We start from the raw sequence: 15,714 nt of genomic DNA on the forward strand, positions 1-15,714 counted from the left end.
GAGGTATGAAAAAAGGTTGTTACACATTCCTTGTATAAAAGATCAACGAATACAAGTGAATCTAAAGGAGGTTTTTAAATGAAAAAAAAGCGTTATTTAATGATTGTGTGTCTACTATCTTCTCCTAGTTTTTTTATAAATGTTGAAGCGTCTGATGGTGGTTCTAGTTCGGTGGGGATTGAATTTTACCAAAATCCGAGAACACCCGCTCCTAAAGATGCCCCACCGAAAACAGATGCGCCAGCTGCTGATCCCAAGGAACCAGCTGGTCCTCCGCAAGGAGATCAACGAAGTGGTGGTTCGACACAGACCACCACAACTGGCTCGCAGCTCCCTCGTACAGGGAGCAAGAGTCAGGCAAATCTTAGCATTCTCGGCTTAGCCTTAATCGGCTTGGCAGGAATGGTACATAGAAAGAAGGGACGACATGAAGCAAACTAAGTGGCAACGATTAGCAACCATTGGCTTGTGTAGTTCTTTAGTGATTAACGCTTTTTCTGGCGTGACCGCAGTTGCGGAAACAATCACGATTGAAAGTAGTCCGACAGTAGCAAGCAACGGCAAAACCTATAAGTTCAAAGGTTGGTACAAAGGCAAAACCAAGACAAACACCTTGATCACCACCAAAGCACCAAGCTATGCGGTGACTTATGATGATAATGATGATTTGAATGTGGTGTATGAGGAGATTAAGGTTTTGGAATTTCCTAGTCGTACATATCAATTTGGTTTTGTTGATGAATCAGGTAAGCGAGTAGATGCCTCCACGATTGATTTGACATATGATAATTGGTACGGTATTGGTACTGAACCACCCAACAATATCCCATCAGCATGGGCAACTACTAAAATAGAAACAGGAATTAAGGCAAACACAAAAAATAATCTTAAAGAAATTACGTACCCAGTTCACTATCTTGAAGCGAATGGTAAAGATGCATTTCAATTTAGTGCAGCAAACTTAAGATATCGGCTTCCAAGATTTTATAAATCCATCAGTATACAAAATCAACAAGGGGGTTTTGATGCCGCATATCCTTATCCAATTATACTAAATGCATCTGGTACGGAGCTACCTAAGATCCACCAATATTTTGGATTAAAGAATAATGGAGGTCAGGAATTTGTTCTCAATAGAACAACAGCCGCTGCTCCCGAAAATGTTCAGGTCCCAGTTTATTTAAGAGGTATATCACACATTACAGGGCCAGCAACGTACTATACTGTTCAAGGTCCAATCTATTACTATCTAACCAACCGCCGTGTTACCGAAAACTTCGTGGACGCCAACGGCACTAAAATCACGCCACCAACAGGCTTCACGCAAGGGAACCAGATTCCCATGACGAGCAACACTTTCAAGTATACGAGCGCAAGAGCCTTACCAGCTAGTTATTCAGTAGGTGGTAAAACTTATATTTTCCAAGGCTGGTACAAAGGTAAAACCAAGCCCAGTACCTTAACGACAAGCACTACGCCAACATACAATACAACTTTTGATGGCAATGACGACATGACAGCAGTCTACAAAGAAGCAAACATCAGTGCTAACTTAACGATGCGTGGTGCAGTCGATGTCATTGACAATGGCGGAACCATGGAATATTGGGAAGTGCTCTTAAAAAATACTGGAGAAGCACCTTTAACTTCAGTTAAGATTAAACCAACCACTGACTGGGCGGCTGGAATTAGTACGCCCACGGAACTGTTTATTTTAGGTACTGGTCAAAATACGAAAGTTCGACCAATCACGAAAGAGCAGTGGGAAGCAGGTTTTGAGATTCCTTTAGACAGTAGTCTTCCTGTGGGCGGTCAACTAACGATTAATCTCCTAGGAACAAAAGTTACTGGACAACCAAACCAAGTGCTAAAAGCCGCTGTGGAAGTCACAGGGAACTTCAGCAAACTGACTGCCTCAGATACGGTCCGGATTAAAGATTTAGATCAAGAAACAAAGGAACCGACTGGGGAAGGCTTCATCAGTGTTCCAACCTTCAATTTTGGTCAAGTTGGGGTAGCGGGAAGCACGCAACAGCACAGCTTGAAAAAAGCCGCTGATTACTATGGCAACGGCACACGCAATCCTTATCTGCGGATCAAGAAAACCCAACCGAATTGGAGCTTAACGGCGCAACTGTCGCAACCAAAATCAGCGACAGACAGCCTGCCGACAACGACCCGCTTGTTGCTAGGAACGGCCGCTGCTGCCAGCTTTACCGATTACAACCAACCAACAGAAACCAAGACATCGCTTGGCAAGACTGGCACCGTGAATTTAACCGCCGACAATACAGCAACAGCGGTGGTCGCGAACCAACAGTTCACAGGTAGTGACGTCTATCAGTTGGACTTCACGTTTGCTAACGTCAAACTAGAAGTGCCCGCCAATCAAGGCATGGTTGGCCAACAATATCAAGCCGCCGTCACGTGGAATTTGGTGACAGGACCTTAACAACCTTCGGGATTATGTGGTGGACTCCTTTTATAAATAGTAAAAATATCATGAGAAAAGCTCAAAATGTTAGTGTTTGATACTAATATTTTGAGCTTTTGTTTATGAAAATTAAGGAATTTGACTGAGAATCAGTAGCAAAATGGCAGATTCTCTTGATTATCAAGCACTTTTTCGGTGAAAAAGTGCTCTTCTGCCTTGGTATAATAGGAATCATTGGAAAAGTCACTTAGCTGTAGCAAAATTTAAAATTTCAAGGCCGCCTTTTTTTGATAGAATAATGGAGAAAATTAAAAGGTTTACATATAACAATTAACAATTAACAATAAAACCAATACATAAAAAGGAGAATAGCATGAATCAAAAATGGCAAAAGTTACTTACAACCGCCTTGTGTTGTTCCTTATTGATAAGTTCACTCAATGGCATCTCAGTATTCGCCGAAACAATGGTTGTTGAAAATGAAACAACCACTGAAACGGGCGAAACAACGGCAAGTGAGGATACCGCTACAAGCGACTCATCGTTAAACGCTAGTCAAGAAAATGAAACAGCCAACACAGTTGCGTCATCAGAACCAACCACAGAACCAGAGACATCAGAATTACCTCAAAAGATGATAGAAGAGCCGCAACTACCATCGGCAGAGGACCAGACTGAAGCAACAGCCGATACAACGACAGCGGCTGCTGAAGCGACTCAGGAGGAGCCGACAAAGCGAGAAAATCGTGCAGTTAAAACGGCTGATATTCCTGAGAAAACCTATAAAATGGCCTTTATTGATGAAAATGGGTTGTTTATTGATCCTGCTAAAGTGACGTTCACAGCCGATGTCACGAAAGTAGAAAGAAAATCAGGTACTCAGACAAAGGTGGGAACCATTACAACTAGTAATCTAGGGAATTTCAAGATGTTGACGGTGCCGAAAGTTACACTTCCTGATGATGACGCCACAGAGGACTACGGTTTTTCGGGACTAACCAATCACAAAATTACGTTGCCGGGGCAATATGCTACCCCCAAGACAACGCCTAATAATTTTTATAAAGGACCAGACACGACAACCTTTCCTTTGGCTGTTTCCCGTCAAGTAACTATAGCTACTGGCAAGGATTTTAGTACATACACAACAGGGGAACGTTTTAATATGTTTACTACGGCAACGCCTAAGCAATTTAGTTTGCGAACATATTCTTGGGTCCCTGATCCTCAAAAAGTCCAATTTTCTGCTGCTTACAGTATGGCCACGACTGCAGGTGAAAATAATTATTTAATAACCGATGATACGATTTATTATTATGTACCCAATAGACGAGTTAGTATTTATTATAATGACATGACATCGACAGTTTTGCCAACCTATCCGACAGGCTATAATGCAGCCCTTTCGAAAACGGTGGTTGAGTCAGACAATTTTCACTATAAAGCCCCAAAAGCATTTCCAAAAACCTATTCTTCTGGGAATCGCCACTTCCAGTTTAAAGGGTGGTATAAAGGATCCGCTCGACCAGATCCTAAAGCCGTTAAGTTGGAAACCACATTGACACCAGAATTTGATGTTACTTACGATGGTAAAGACAATGTGTATGTTTTTTATGAGGAATTAGAAGAAAAGACAACGACAATCCCGGAAATCACTTATAGTTTTGGGTTTGTAGATGAAAAAGGCGCATTAATAGCGCCAGCGAATTTCGGGATGCAGACTAATTTAACATCGATCATGAACGGAATAGCGAAACAAGTAGGAACAGCAACAGGTGTTAATAGTGGGAATCTGAAAAAATTAACTATTCCTAGTCAACAATTAACCTACACGAAAACGATAAATCCTGCCTTTTATGGTAGTACTAATTTTCGCTTAACAATCCCTAAACAATACAAACCACCAACAGTAACATCTGGGCCTCATTATACAGGCTCCAGTACGGCTTATCCTGTTGCAACAAAAAGAATGCGTTTTGTGGACAGTACGATAGCTGACATACGGGTGGAGACAGATGGCAAATATTATAGTTTATATCCTACAACGACAGCCAATCAGTATCGACTGTACTACACTTATTGGACAGAGGATACGACCAAAACGAGATTTGATTCTATTTTGACTAGTACAAATACAGAAGTAAGTGTGCCAAATTACTATACAACCGATGATACGATGTATTATTTCTTAGAAAATCGGCGCATCACTGAAAATTTTGTAGATGAGAATGGTACGAAGATTACAGCACCGACAGGATTTACCCAGGGAAAGCAAACAGTCATTGACAGCGACACCTACCATTTTAAATTGGCGCAAGAATTACCTTATAGTTACTACGCGAATGACAAAGCCTATCGTTTTAAAGGCTGGTATAAAGGGAAAACGCAACCTCAAAATTTACAAACCACACGAGTGCCGGAATATGATGCCTCCTATGATGATAATGATGATTTAACAATTATATATGAAGAAATTAAATATGGCGGCAATACCGTGCAGTTTGGGTTTGTTGGAGAAAGTGGGCAATTACTCAATCCTGCTGACTTTAAAGTCACCACAGAGGTAGTTCAGATTATCGATGGCGTTAGCACGGTTTTAGATAATATTTCGGCAACGGATCAAACAGGAAACTTAAAAGCCATGACAATTCCACAAAAACAGTACACGTTAACGAATAGCTCGAACTTTTATGGTACAAGGAACTCGTTTATTGAGATTCCTAAATACTATAAGAACCTTTCGTTTCAAAAACCTTCTGGGTATCAAGGACAAGAGTATCCATTAGCAGGACGAGTAGAAAGGACTTTTGCTGGCAATCCTTATACAGAAGGCGCAAATCCTGTATATTTCACAGTAACGAAGAGTCAGAACCAACGTTATAAACTCCGTGAAATATACTGGAATGATAATCCTGAAAACCTTTTCTCAAGTTTATATAAAACAACACTTATAAGAAATGATAATTCGTTAGCTGGCGTGGAAATGTTTCCTGAAAGCACGTTATATTACTATCTTGTTAATCGCCGTGTAACTGAAAATTTTGTGGATGCATCTGGAACGAAAATTACGCCGCCAACTGGGTTCACACAAGGGAAACAAACAATCATTGATAAGGATAATTTTACATTTACTCAGGCAGGTACGTTGCCTTTTATGTACAAAGTCAATAATCGGCCTTATGTCTTAAAAGGCTGGTATAAAGGCAAAGAAAAACCAGACAAACTAAATGAAATCACCAGAACAAATCGAAATATTAGTTATCCAGTGACTTATGATGACCAAGATGATATCACTATAGTATATGATGAATTTAAGACGGAAGACAAAACGATTAATTTTGGTTTTATCAATGAGATGGGTGACTATGTAGCACCAAGTAATTTCAATATCCGCACAGATATGTCTCAGGTAGTGGGTGGTTTACAAAGCAAGTTGCAAACTATTACCGCGTTACCAACTGGTGATTTTCTACAGTTAAAGCTTCCAGCTGTCAATATTGTGGGAAGTTTTACGTCGGATGAAGAGCTTTATGGAACACGTAATAGCATCGTGACAATTCCTAAGTATTATAAAACGCCGACTATAACCCCGTCGAGTAAATATAATGGTCCGAATTATTCTGGGGTTACGGGAATAATTGCGTATCATAATACGAAAAATAGTGCAGAATTTACTGAAAATCGTTTACAAGTGACACCAATTGCGGGGTCTCAAACGGATTACCGGTTTCCTGAAGTAGGGTGGCAAGGGGAAACCACTCGAACAACCTTCTCTTCTCTTTATAAAATGGATTATAAGAGTACAGTGAGCGGGGTGACTGCTCACACAGAAATATACGCAACAGGGACAGTAAATTACTATTTAGAAAATCGACGCATCACTGAAAACTTTGTAGATGAGAATGGTACGAAGATTACAGCACCGACAGGATTTACGCAAGGAAATCAGCTGGTAATGAACAGTGAAACGTATAAATATACCGCTGCAAAAGCGTTGCCGAAAACCTACCAAGTCGGAGAAAAAACCTATGTATTCAAAGGCTGGTACAAGGGGAAAGAAACAACAACACCTTTAAAAACAACAACAACACCAAGCTTTACTCCAACATTTGATGAGAATGACGACATGACCGCTGTGTATCAAGAAGCGGTTCCTACAGCAGAATTAACGGTAAAAGGTTCCGCTGACATAGTCGAAAATGGCGCGACAATGGATCACTGGGAAGTGCTGTTAAAAAATACGGGAGAAGCCCCGTTGACGACCATTAAAATCAAACCAACGGCGACATGGGCCGCTGGCATCAGCCCGCCCAATACTATTTTTGTGTTAGGTACAGGGCAGAATGCTAAGGCCTACCCAGTTACGAAAGAACAGTGGGCAGCAGGTTTTTCTCTGCCATTAAATACGCCCTTACCAGCAGGCGGACAGTTACAAATGAACTTATTAGGAACCGCCGTTACAGGAAATCCTGGTCAAGTTTTAACCGCTGAAGTTGAAGTAACGGGCAACTTTGGCAGCTTAATCGCCAAAGATACGGTCCGTATTAAAGACCTAGACCAAGAAATAACTAATCCTGACGGCGACGGCTTCATTAGTACGCCAACATTTGATTTTGGCAAATTAGCGATTTCAGGAAGTAAGCAACAATATGGTTTGAAAAAAGCCGCTGATTACTACGGCAACGGCACACGCAATCCCTATTTACGCCTGAATACTAGCCAAGACAACTGGAGCTTAACGGCGCAACTGTCGCAACCAAAATCAGCCACAGACAGCCTGCCGACAACGACCCGCTTGTTGCTAGGAACGGCTGCTGCTGCCAGCTTTACCGATTACAACCAACCAACAGAAACCAAGACACCGCTTGGCAAGACTGGCACCGTGAATTTAACCACCGACAATACCGCAACAGCGGTGGTCGCGAACCAACAGTTTACAGGTAGTGACGTCTATCAGTTGGACTTCACGTTTGCTAACATCAAACTAGAAGTGCCAGCCAATCAAGGCATGTCTGGCCAACAATACCAAGCCGCCGTCACTTGGAATTTAGTGACTGGCCCATAAAAATAAAAATGCCCGAGCCTCTTATTTTTCTAAGGCTCGGGCATTTTTATTGATGGTCTTTTGAGGGTCGTTGTGCTATAATGGTAATGAAAAGAGAGGTATGCGCCAACATATCTCTCTAGTGTAGAGCCGTTTCAGACGGTAGCGATTTTTAGTGATTTATAAAAAATAACCGTGCTCGCTAAAGTTGACGGTTATTTTTTATTGTCTTCTTTAACAGCCTCTAGGATTCCGAAGATTAACGTTGCGATAAAAGAACCGAAACTAATCATCAGAGCTAAAGCTTCTGCGATAGACAAAAGGCCTCTCCTTTCATAGATTTTAGTACTTACATTCATAAGCACCACCACCTTTCAGATTGGATAGCCGCCGCCATAACTTCTCTACAATTTTATTATACCATGTAGGGCTAAAAAATAATTAGTTTCCAATATGTTTTTTTAGGTAATTGTGCTGTAATAGCAATGAAAAGAGAGATATGCGCCAACATACCTCTCTGATGTAGAGCCGTTTAAGACGGTGACCTTTTTGATTATTTAAAAATAACCGTACTGGTCAAAGTAGACGGTTATTTTTTCTTGTCATTTTTAAGCAATTTCACAATCAGCGCAATCAAAGCAATGGTAAACATACCAAACCCTAGGATCGTCTGAATTGTTTCATATGCTGTACAGTAAACGATATTTTTATTCGTATTTTTCAGAGAAATATGCTACAATAGAGACGAAAAGAGAGGTATGCTCTAACATACCTCTCTAGTGTAGAGCCGTTTAAGACGGTGACCTTTTTAGTTACAAAAAATAACCGTACTCAGTCAAAGTAGACGGTTATTTTTTCTTGTCATTTTTAAGCAATTTCACAATCAGCGCAATCAAAGCAATGGTAAACATACCAAACCCAAGAATTGTCTGAATTGTTTCATATGCTGACAAAAGGCCTCTCCTTTCTCTAAATTTCGGAAATACGTGCATACGCATCACCTCTCTTTCAGATTGGATAGCCACCGCCATAACTTCTCTACACATAGATTATACCATGTGAAACAAAAAAATAATTAGTTTCCAATATATTTTTTAGGTAATTGTGCTATAATAGCAATGAAAAGAGAGATATGCTGTAACATACCTCTCTAGTGTAGAGCCGTTACTAATGGTGACAAAATTTTAAAGATTTTGAAATGACCGTCTAACTAGGCAAAGTTAAACAGCGGTCATTTCTTTTTGTCTTCTTTAAGCAATTTCACAATCAGTGCAATCAAAGCAATGGTAAACATACCAAACCCTAGGATCGTCTGAATTGTCTCATATGCTGACAAAAGGCCTACTCCTTTCATAGATTTCAGTACTTACATTCATAAGCACCACCACCGAAAGGGGAAAGCATCTGCTCCTACGCTTCTCACTTCGTTGCGATTCTCGTCGCAAAGCGCATGTTCCTGTGCGCTTGCCGCCGCCATAACTTCTCTACACTTAGATTATACCATGTGAAACAAAAAAATAATTAGTTTCCAATATATTTTTTTAGGTAATTGTGCTATAATGGTAATGAAAAGAGAGCTATGCGCTAACATACCTCTCTGATGTAGAGCCGTTACTAACGGTGACAAAAATTAATATTTTTGAAATGACCGTCTAACTAGCCAAAGTAAGCAGCGCCCCTTTCATTAAGGGGCGCTGCTTTTTAGTCGTTATTGCGATTGTTCAGTGTCTTTCGTAGAGAGGTTCATTTGTTCTTTGATGGCATTTTCGACACGTTGGCGTTCACTCTCTTCCACAAGTTGATAAGAAATACCTTCAATCCCTGTCACGCCATCGCCAGTGTAATCGTAGCCTTTTAATTGATCGGTTTCAATCGTTTTTAGTGCGGGGGTGTATTTTTTTAGCATTGCCATCATTTGGTCAAAGGACAAGTCGGTTTCGCCATGCTCGCCGATTACGTCCAGAATTTCTTGATATTTTAGCAAGCTGTTAAAAGAAAGTAGCTTGTTGGTTAATTCGATTAAAACTTCTCGTTGGCGGCGTTGACGACCATAGTCGCCTTCGGGGTCTTCGTAACGCATGCGCGCGTATTGTAAAGCTTCCCAGCCCCCTAAATGCTGTTTGCCTTTCGGATAATGAATCCCTTCAGCGTCAAAAGCAAAGGCATTGTCAACAGTGACGCCGCCCACCGCATCGCCAAGGTCCTTCATAGCATCCATATCAATTGAAAAGTAATGATTGATTGGGATGTGCAAGACATTTTCAACCGTTTTAATTTGCATATCGGCACCACCGAAAACGTGGGCCGCATTGATTTTATTGTATTCGCCATTGGTGCCAGCCATTTCCACATAGTAGTCACGCGGGATGCTGGTGATGGTAGTTTTTTGTAATTGATTATTCACTGTAACCACCATTAAGGCGTTGGAGCGGTAATCGGTTTTGCGTTTTGAGTCATTCGCAATTCCCATAATTAAGAAACTAACCGGCTCACCTTTGGCTAAATCGGGACTCTTCATGGAAGATTTTCTTGGTTTATACATGGTGTTCGCCGTTTTTTGCAAATTACGATACATGCTGACGCCGTAAGCCGAAACAGAAAGTGTGCCTAAAAATAAAAGGGTTAAACTGAAGACCACGAATAAACTTTTTCTTTTACGAGAATGGCGGCGCCGGCGTTGTGTCGGTACTTCTGCTTCCTCTGGTTCAGGTGCCGGCAAATAACGTTGAACAATTTGAAATGAAAAGTTGATCCAGCTATAACTTAGGAGCATCCCAGCGATGACATCACTAGGATAATGAACGCGTAAGATTAAGCGACCTAACACAATCAAAACTAAATAAGTGAGTAAGGAAATTTTGATGCCTTTGGTTTTTTCGACATGAAGATAGGCCAAAACGATCAAAATCGTACAGACCAGCGCCATTGCTAATAATGAATGTCCGCTGGGAAAGCTAGCAGAGCTCCGGTCAGCTAAAGCGCCTAGGTTTGGTCGAGCCCGACCCACCACATGTTTAAAAACGCTCCCTAAAAAGCCGACAGCTAATAGGTTACTGACAGCCCAAAAGGCTAGGATTTTTTCTTTTTTGCGTAAAAGGTACACCATCAATAATAAGAAGAATAGCAGCATTGGTCCAATTGTGGCTGTTTTTGCTAACAGATTGACCGCTGTTAAAAGTGGGGCATTTAATTGCCATTTGATGTGATAGATAGCTTCGTCCATTTGTTGAAACCAATTTGGACTAGCCGCCACTAACAAAGTGAGGAAAGTAAAACCAAGCGTTGTTAGGGCATAAAGTGGAAATTTTTTATTCGATGTTTGCATGAGAATCCCTTTCTTTTTCCCTTGAAAGAGTAGACTAAGCCAGCATCGATCGTAAATAAGCGCTTGCGACTAAACAGGACACAGCAAGCCAATCGGTTCTCATCGTCTGAGCTTTAGCACTATCCAACGTAAAGATTTCTCTTAGCTATTTTTAGAAGAGCCTTAATTCGACCATTCCTGTTTTACACATTGGTGTCTTTCGACATTTCTGCGCAATAGCCTATGTTTGGATAGGAGCCTCACCTAACAAGGTTATTTTATCTAACGCTAGAAGTATAGAATTTATGCAGCGGTTCTCACAATGAAGTTTAAGAAAATTTATTGTTTTTTAAATAAATTTAAAGGTGTGGGAGAAAAGTGTTATTTCGGGAAAGTTATTTTAAAAACGGAAAAACGTTTTACAGTATCTGCTTTTAACGATATAATAAAAGAATAGATGAAAAAACGAGGAGGTGAACAGCATGCTAGTTAATTTTACAGTCAAAAATCTTCTATCTTTTAAAGAGGAACAAACACTTTCCCTACAAACAGGTGCGTATTTACGAAAGTATGTCAATAATCGTTTCGAAGTGAAACCTAAAAATTACCCAGAAAAACTAAGGTTACTGAAGAGTGCCATTGTTTTTGGGGGAAATGGTTCAGGAAAATCAAATTTAGTGAGTGGGTTAAATGCATTAAAAACATTAGTTTTAAGAGAACAAGCTTCGATTAATGATGCTTTATTATATGAACCTTTTGCGTTAGACCCTCTTACTAAACAAAGCCCATCTGTTATGACCATTGAATTTATTAATGACAGTGTCTTGTATCGCTATTCGTTAGCTAACACAGCGCGCGAAGTAGTTAAGGAATCTTTAGAGATTTATGACAAAACGCAGGATGATTTTGTTTATTATTTTAAGAGAGACGGTGCGGAATCTTCCGTTTTTCCAGAAAAATATCAAGAATACCAAACACAAATTAAGTCTAATTCGTTAGTTATCCATACGTTGGAATCAAAAAATGATCAGCACGCTACGAATGTCGTTCGTTGGTTTGCCAATCAGTTAGTTATTTTTGATGGATCTTTACGGAATATTGAACGGCTGAGCAATGAAAAAGACAAAGAGAAAGTCTTGAACTTTTTGAAACTTGCGGATATGAACATGGTTGACTTGGTTCCTGTGAAAGACAAAGAGGAAGATTACTCGAAACAAGAAAAATTAGCCGCTGTTTTAGAACGAATTATCCAAGAAAAAGCCCCGACCATTGAAATTGGTCGAGTCAAGAAAAGTCTGTATTCGCTATACTCTGTTTATAACCAATATGACGAAATGAATCAAGTGGTCGGACAAGAACGTATTCATTATGATTTGGAATCTTCTGGGACAAAAAAATTAATTGGCTTAGCGCTAAATATTTTATTTAATCCAGAAGAAAAAGTTTTTGTTTTTGATGAATTTGATGATGCGTTTCATCAAGAGTTGTCAGGAACATTGTTAGAAGCGTTCAATGCCATGGAGACGAATACACAATTTATCTTGACCTCCCATGAACTTCATTTGATGGATAATCAATTGAGAAAGGATCAAATTTACTTCACAGATAAGAATTATCGTGGCGCCAGCGAATTATACGCTTTGTATGACTTTGAAGCAGACCCAAAAAAAGGTCGCGGAGATATCACATATTATCGCCGTTATTTAAATGGTCTGTTCGGTGGTGTTCCTCATATTGATCGAAGTGAAATCGTTCAGGCAGTGAAGGTAAAGGAGTAGAAGTTGGTATGCCAAAAATAAAAAGGGTAAAAAAAGGAAAGAAATTAAAACCAAATGTCATGATTTTTTGCGAAGGAGAAACAGAAGAAGCTTACCTTAGATTGATTAAACGAAAATATTCTGCAGTCAATATTAAAAGTAAACTCAAAGTAAAAACATGTAGACGTCAAGGAGAGGCGTTGGTCGAATACGCCGTTTCCTGTATTCGGAGTATGGGAAAAGCGGAGCGAGACAATTATGATTTGTTTTATGTTATGTATGACAAGGACGAACAAACCACAGAATCGATTGAAAACGCGGTAAGATGTGCACAACGACATCGTCCTGAAATCAAGACAATTTTTTCAAATGAATGCTTTGAACTCTGGTTATTACTTCACTTTGAGGAAGTCAATCGATACATGACTAGAGAAAATTTATATGGGAGATTAGAGAAAGTTCTGCATTTAAAAGACAGTTATCGAAATTTTAAAGGCGCAGAAGTATGTAAGTATCTTGAAGAAAAAGTAGCTATTGCTTTTCAGAATACGAATAAAAACTGGTTGTCTCCTTTAGAAGAAATGAAAATCAATGAAAATCCCTATACGAATTTCCCAAAAGAATTGTGCGAAATGTTAGCACAAAAAGAAGTTGATTTTTAAAGAGCAAGAAAGCATCTGTTTAAATTTAGACAGATGCTTTCTTGCTCTTTTTCTAAACTTCCCCACTTATCCTCGACGCCATTCACCAATCTGGTCCAAACTAATTTCCCCAGAAGACAACGTTTTGGCCGTGCCATCAGGCAACTGGACAATCAATTCCCCGTTTCCATTAATGGTTGTCGCAACGCCGCGGAAGTCTTGCCCGTTTTGGGTAAAAGCGACGTCTTTGCCAATCACAAAGGAGCGTTGTCGGTATTCTTCTAAAAAGTCTTTCGTTGAACGTTCGTCTAAAATTTGATAAAAATGATTCCAAATGTTGGCGACTAATTCATTTCGCGTCGCTGTCGGTTCACCATCTGGGAAAAGAGAAGTCACTTTCTGCCGAATGTCCTCAGGAAATTCGGTTTCTGTAATTGAAAAATTAATCCCCATGCCGATGATAACATTAGAAATCTGCCCTGTTTCCACATTGCTCATGGCTTCCGACAAAATCCCGCAAACTTTTTTGCCGTTTAAATAAAGGTCGTTGACCCATTTAATTTCTGTGTGAACGCCTGCCAGAGCATCCATTGCTCGAGCGACCGCTACGGCCATAATCACAGTATATTGAGCGATTTCTTCAAAATTTTGGTTCGGTTGAAGCACCATGCTCATGTAAATCCCTTTACCTGGCGTAGCGAAAAATGGTCGGCCGAACCTGCCCCGCGGCATTTCTTGCATGTCAGCAACAATCAATGTATTGTCGGGCGTCTGGTCTAAAATCGCCCGCTTAGCATCGGTCATGGTAGATTCAGATGTTTCTAGGACGGTAATTGTTAAAGGTGGCGTTTGGGGCCATAATGCCAACTGAATGCCTTCTGCAGAAAGGACATCTGATTTTTCAAGGCGATACCCCTTGTTTTGCACGCTAGTAATTTGATAGCCATCTTTTTTCAATTCATTAATCGCTTTCCAAATAGCTGTGCGAGATAAGGATAGACGTTGTGCCATCTCTTCGCCCGAAAGGAATGCGGGCGTTTGTTTCATCAATAAAGTTAGGACTTGGCTTTTTGTCGACATATTTTTTCCTCCGATTCGTTATGCTTATTGTAGCGGAAAGGAAAAGGCTTGGTCAACTAGTGAAAAAATCCATCTTAGGATGGAGGAAAATGAAGCAGGCGTTTGCTATACTTGTTTTATTGAGAAGGAGTGAGGGGAATGGAAAAGCAGCAATATATTTGTGAGAAATGTGGCAACATGCACTATGTGTCGGACCAATTTCAAGCAACAGGTGGGAACTTTGCGAAAATTTTTGATGTTCAAAATAAAAAATTTATTACAATTAGCTGTACCCAATGCGGCTACACCGAACTTTACCGCAGCCAAACAAGCGGCGGCATGAATGTCCTAGACTTTTTATTAGGTGGCGGTTAGTCAAAAACGAATGCATATTTGCATTCGTTTTTTTGTGTGAAGAGGAAGATAGGGGAAAAGGAGGTCGGGCCAGAAGCGTTTAACTCCGAGAACCAAGTAGGTACGATGATTTCATCTGTTCATGCTTCACAGTGAAACATCGCAACTCTTAGAGCTGTAGCTCTTTTGAAGGCTGTACTGTGACGAGACGCATGTCGAGAAAACACCTTAGAAGTTGTTGAGATCGGAGCAACGCGTAGTGTTACTTCTGTTCCCGCCGTTTATCAGTTTTTGAGCGTGGAGCAAAAATCCAAAGTGATTTTTGTCCCACGTGCATTATATAGTAAACTCAGTCACATTAAATGTGATTTAAAATTCTTTCCATCATTGCAAAGGCATAGTATAATGAAGCGAAGGGAGTGATTTCATGCTAACAACTAAATCAAGAAGACAAGGAAGCTCGGTCGTTTTAACTTTACCCACTGATAATGGTAAAAAACCAAAAGTCGACCAAGAATATATTGTGATGTATTCTGACGACGGTACAATTACATTAGTCCCTAAAATTCAGGATCCATTTAGTGAAGGTCCAGAAGGTGAGTATTATGAAAAAGATGAGTGGCATGATCTTGCACCTGAGGGGAGAGAACTTTTTTAATGAACGTTGAAAAGAAGTACATTCCCAAAAAAGGAGATATTGTATGGATTGATTTTGATCCTGCTGCAGGCAAAGAGATTCAGAAGAGACGGCCTGGTTTAGTCGTGTCAAGATATGAATTTAATCGGAAAACCATGTTTGCTGTGATTTGCCCGATTACTTCCACCATTAAAAATATTCCCACTCGATATACGTTGCCCGATGACATAGAAACCCAAGGACAAGTAGTGATCTCACAACTGAAGTCTTTGGACTTCACTGAAAGAAAATTAAGTCAAATTGAGCATTTGCCATTAAAAGATATGGCGAAAATTGACCAAATAATTGAATATATTTTCTAGTTGTTGAAAAAATGCGTAATTATTTATTACGCATTTTTTCATTAAAACCCTTTACAAAAAAACTCCTTTTTATGAAAAAGAAAACCTTAAAGAAACCCTTGACTTTTCTAGACAAAGGTAGT

14 protein-coding genes and 1 riboswitch are annotated in these 15,714 nt (G+C 40.0%); of the genes, 8 read left to right on the forward strand and 6 right to left on the reverse strand.

Annotated features, from left to right (window positions below; genetic code table 11):
* Positions 1-78: 78 nt before the first annotated feature.
* The 3 genes from IGL80_RS01245 (at position 79) to IGL80_RS01255 (ending at position 7,499) form a co-directional block, all read left to right on the forward strand.
* Positions 79-441, forward strand: a complete 363-nt coding sequence (locus IGL80_RS01245; protein WP_002370158.1) for an LPXTG cell wall anchor domain-containing protein — start codon at positions 79-81, stop codon at positions 439-441.
* The gene (locus tag IGL80_RS01250) at positions 428-2,452 is read left to right on the forward strand and encodes a WxL domain-containing protein (RefSeq protein ID WP_430598419.1); all 2,025 of its coding nucleotides are present in this window, start codon (positions 428-430) and stop codon (positions 2,450-2,452) included. The genes IGL80_RS01245 and IGL80_RS01250 overlap by 14 nt, the downstream gene beginning before the upstream one ends.
* Positions 2,453-2,807: 355 nt before the next feature.
* A complete protein-coding gene (locus tag IGL80_RS01255; RefSeq protein WP_085366674.1) occupies positions 2,808-7,499 on the forward strand; it encodes a WxL domain-containing protein in 4,692 nt (1,563 codons plus the stop codon).
* 194 nt (positions 7,500-7,693) lie between these two features.
* On the opposite strand, the gene IGL80_RS01260 is transcribed toward IGL80_RS01255, so the two are convergent.
* From IGL80_RS01260 to IGL80_RS01280, 5 genes are all read right to left on the reverse strand, one after another.
* Positions 7,694-7,837, reverse strand: coding sequence for a putative holin-like toxin (locus IGL80_RS01260; RefSeq protein ID WP_002396786.1), 144 nt, complete (start codon positions 7,835-7,837; stop codon positions 7,694-7,696).
* 230 nt (positions 7,838-8,067) lie between these two features.
* Positions 8,068-8,202 (reverse strand): putative holin-like toxin, encoded by a 135-nt coding sequence (locus tag IGL80_RS01265; RefSeq protein ID WP_156194042.1) that lies wholly within the window; start codon positions 8,200-8,202, stop codon positions 8,068-8,070.
* A 124-nt stretch (positions 8,203-8,326) separates the two neighbouring features.
* A complete protein-coding gene (pepG1, locus tag IGL80_RS01270) occupies positions 8,327-8,470 on the reverse strand; it encodes a type I toxin-antitoxin system toxin PepG1 (RefSeq protein WP_002389461.1) in 144 nt (47 codons plus the stop codon).
* A 239-nt stretch (positions 8,471-8,709) separates the two neighbouring features.
* Positions 8,710-8,832, reverse strand: coding sequence for a putative holin-like toxin (locus tag IGL80_RS01275; protein ID WP_002404776.1), 123 nt, complete (start codon positions 8,830-8,832; stop codon positions 8,710-8,712).
* A gap of 354 nt (positions 8,833-9,186) precedes the next feature.
* Complete coding sequence (locus tag IGL80_RS01280; RefSeq protein ID WP_002358967.1) at positions 9,187-10,803, reverse strand: phosphatase PAP2/LCP family protein; 1,617 nt, start codon at positions 10,801-10,803, stop codon at positions 9,187-9,189.
* 91 nt (positions 10,804-10,894) lie between these two features.
* Positions 10,895-11,061, reverse strand: a riboswitch (M-box (ykoK) riboswitch).
* 203 nt (positions 11,062-11,264) lie between these two features.
* Here IGL80_RS01280 and IGL80_RS01285 point away from each other — a divergent pair.
* Both IGL80_RS01285 and IGL80_RS01290 read left to right on the forward strand, forming a co-directional pair.
* Entirely contained in the window at positions 11,265-12,560 is a 1,296-nt protein-coding gene (locus tag IGL80_RS01285; protein WP_002396787.1) for an AAA family ATPase, read from the forward strand.
* 8 nt (positions 12,561-12,568) lie between these two features.
* A complete protein-coding gene (locus IGL80_RS01290) occupies positions 12,569-13,201 on the forward strand; it encodes an RloB family protein (RefSeq protein WP_002358972.1) in 633 nt (210 codons plus the stop codon).
* Positions 13,202-13,267: 66 nt separating this feature from the next.
* Here the strand turns inward: IGL80_RS01290 and IGL80_RS01295 are convergent, their stop codons facing one another.
* The gene (locus IGL80_RS01295) at positions 13,268-14,260 is read right to left on the reverse strand and encodes a biotin--[acetyl-CoA-carboxylase] ligase (RefSeq protein WP_002358973.1); all 993 of its coding nucleotides are present in this window, start codon (positions 14,258-14,260) and stop codon (positions 13,268-13,270) included.
* A gap of 138 nt (positions 14,261-14,398) precedes the next feature.
* Here IGL80_RS01295 and IGL80_RS01300 point away from each other — a divergent pair, with 138 nt between their 5' ends.
* The 3 genes from IGL80_RS01300 to IGL80_RS01310 all read left to right on the forward strand — a co-directional run bounded on the left by IGL80_RS01300 (position 14,399) and on the right by IGL80_RS01310 (position 15,592).
* On the forward strand, positions 14,399-14,614 hold the full coding sequence (locus IGL80_RS01300) for a zinc ribbon domain-containing protein (protein WP_002358974.1): 216 nt from the start codon (positions 14,399-14,401) through the stop codon (positions 14,612-14,614).
* A 406-nt stretch (positions 14,615-15,020) separates the two neighbouring features.
* Complete coding sequence (gene mazE, locus IGL80_RS01305) at positions 15,021-15,251, forward strand: type II toxin-antitoxin system PemI/MazE family antitoxin (protein WP_002354773.1); 231 nt, start codon at positions 15,021-15,023, stop codon at positions 15,249-15,251.
* A complete protein-coding gene (locus IGL80_RS01310) occupies positions 15,251-15,592 on the forward strand; it encodes a type II toxin-antitoxin system PemK/MazF family toxin (protein ID WP_002354774.1) in 342 nt (113 codons plus the stop codon). The genes mazE and IGL80_RS01310 overlap by 1 nt, the downstream gene beginning before the upstream one ends.
* Positions 15,593-15,714: the final 122 nt, after the last annotated feature.

It is taken from the genome of Enterococcus sp. DIV2467a (genome assembly GCF_050532945.1).
In the GTDB taxonomy this organism is placed as follows: Bacteria; Bacillota; Bacilli; order Lactobacillales; family Enterococcaceae; genus Enterococcus; species Enterococcus faecalis.

Excerpts from the sequence above, each read along its gene's own strand:
- IGL80_RS01290 (WP_002358972.1), top strand. The coding sequence starts at position 12,569 with ATGCCAAAAATAAAAAGGGTAAAAAAAGGAAAGAAATTAAAACCAAAT.
- IGL80_RS01260 (WP_002396786.1), bottom strand. The coding sequence starts at position 7,837 with ATGAATGTAAGTACTAAAATCTATGAAAGGAGAGGCCTTTTGTCTATC.
- IGL80_RS01245 (WP_002370158.1), top strand. The coding sequence starts at position 79 with ATGAAAAAAAAGCGTTATTTAATGATTGTGTGTCTACTATCTTCTCCT.
- IGL80_RS01295 (WP_002358973.1), bottom strand. The coding sequence starts at position 14,260 with ATGTCGACAAAAAGCCAAGTCCTAACTTTATTGATGAAACAAACGCCC.
- IGL80_RS01275 (WP_002404776.1), bottom strand. The coding sequence starts at position 8,832 with ATGAAAGGAGTAGGCCTTTTGTCAGCATATGAGACAATTCAGACGATC.
- pepG1 (WP_002389461.1), bottom strand. The coding sequence starts at position 8,470 with ATGCACGTATTTCCGAAATTTAGAGAAAGGAGAGGCCTTTTGTCAGCA.
- IGL80_RS01255 (WP_085366674.1), top strand. The coding sequence starts at position 2,808 with ATGAATCAAAAATGGCAAAAGTTACTTACAACCGCCTTGTGTTGTTCC.
- IGL80_RS01310 (WP_002354774.1), top strand. The coding sequence starts at position 15,251 with ATGAACGTTGAAAAGAAGTACATTCCCAAAAAAGGAGATATTGTATGG.
- IGL80_RS01300 (WP_002358974.1), top strand. The coding sequence starts at position 14,399 with ATGGAAAAGCAGCAATATATTTGTGAGAAATGTGGCAACATGCACTAT.
- mazE (WP_002354773.1), top strand. The coding sequence starts at position 15,021 with ATGCTAACAACTAAATCAAGAAGACAAGGAAGCTCGGTCGTTTTAACT.
- IGL80_RS01285 (WP_002396787.1), top strand. The coding sequence starts at position 11,265 with ATGCTAGTTAATTTTACAGTCAAAAATCTTCTATCTTTTAAAGAGGAA.
- IGL80_RS01280 (WP_002358967.1), bottom strand. The coding sequence starts at position 10,803 with ATGCAAACATCGAATAAAAAATTTCCACTTTATGCCCTAACAACGCTT.
- IGL80_RS01250 (WP_430598419.1), top strand. The coding sequence starts at position 428 with ATGAAGCAAACTAAGTGGCAACGATTAGCAACCATTGGCTTGTGTAGT.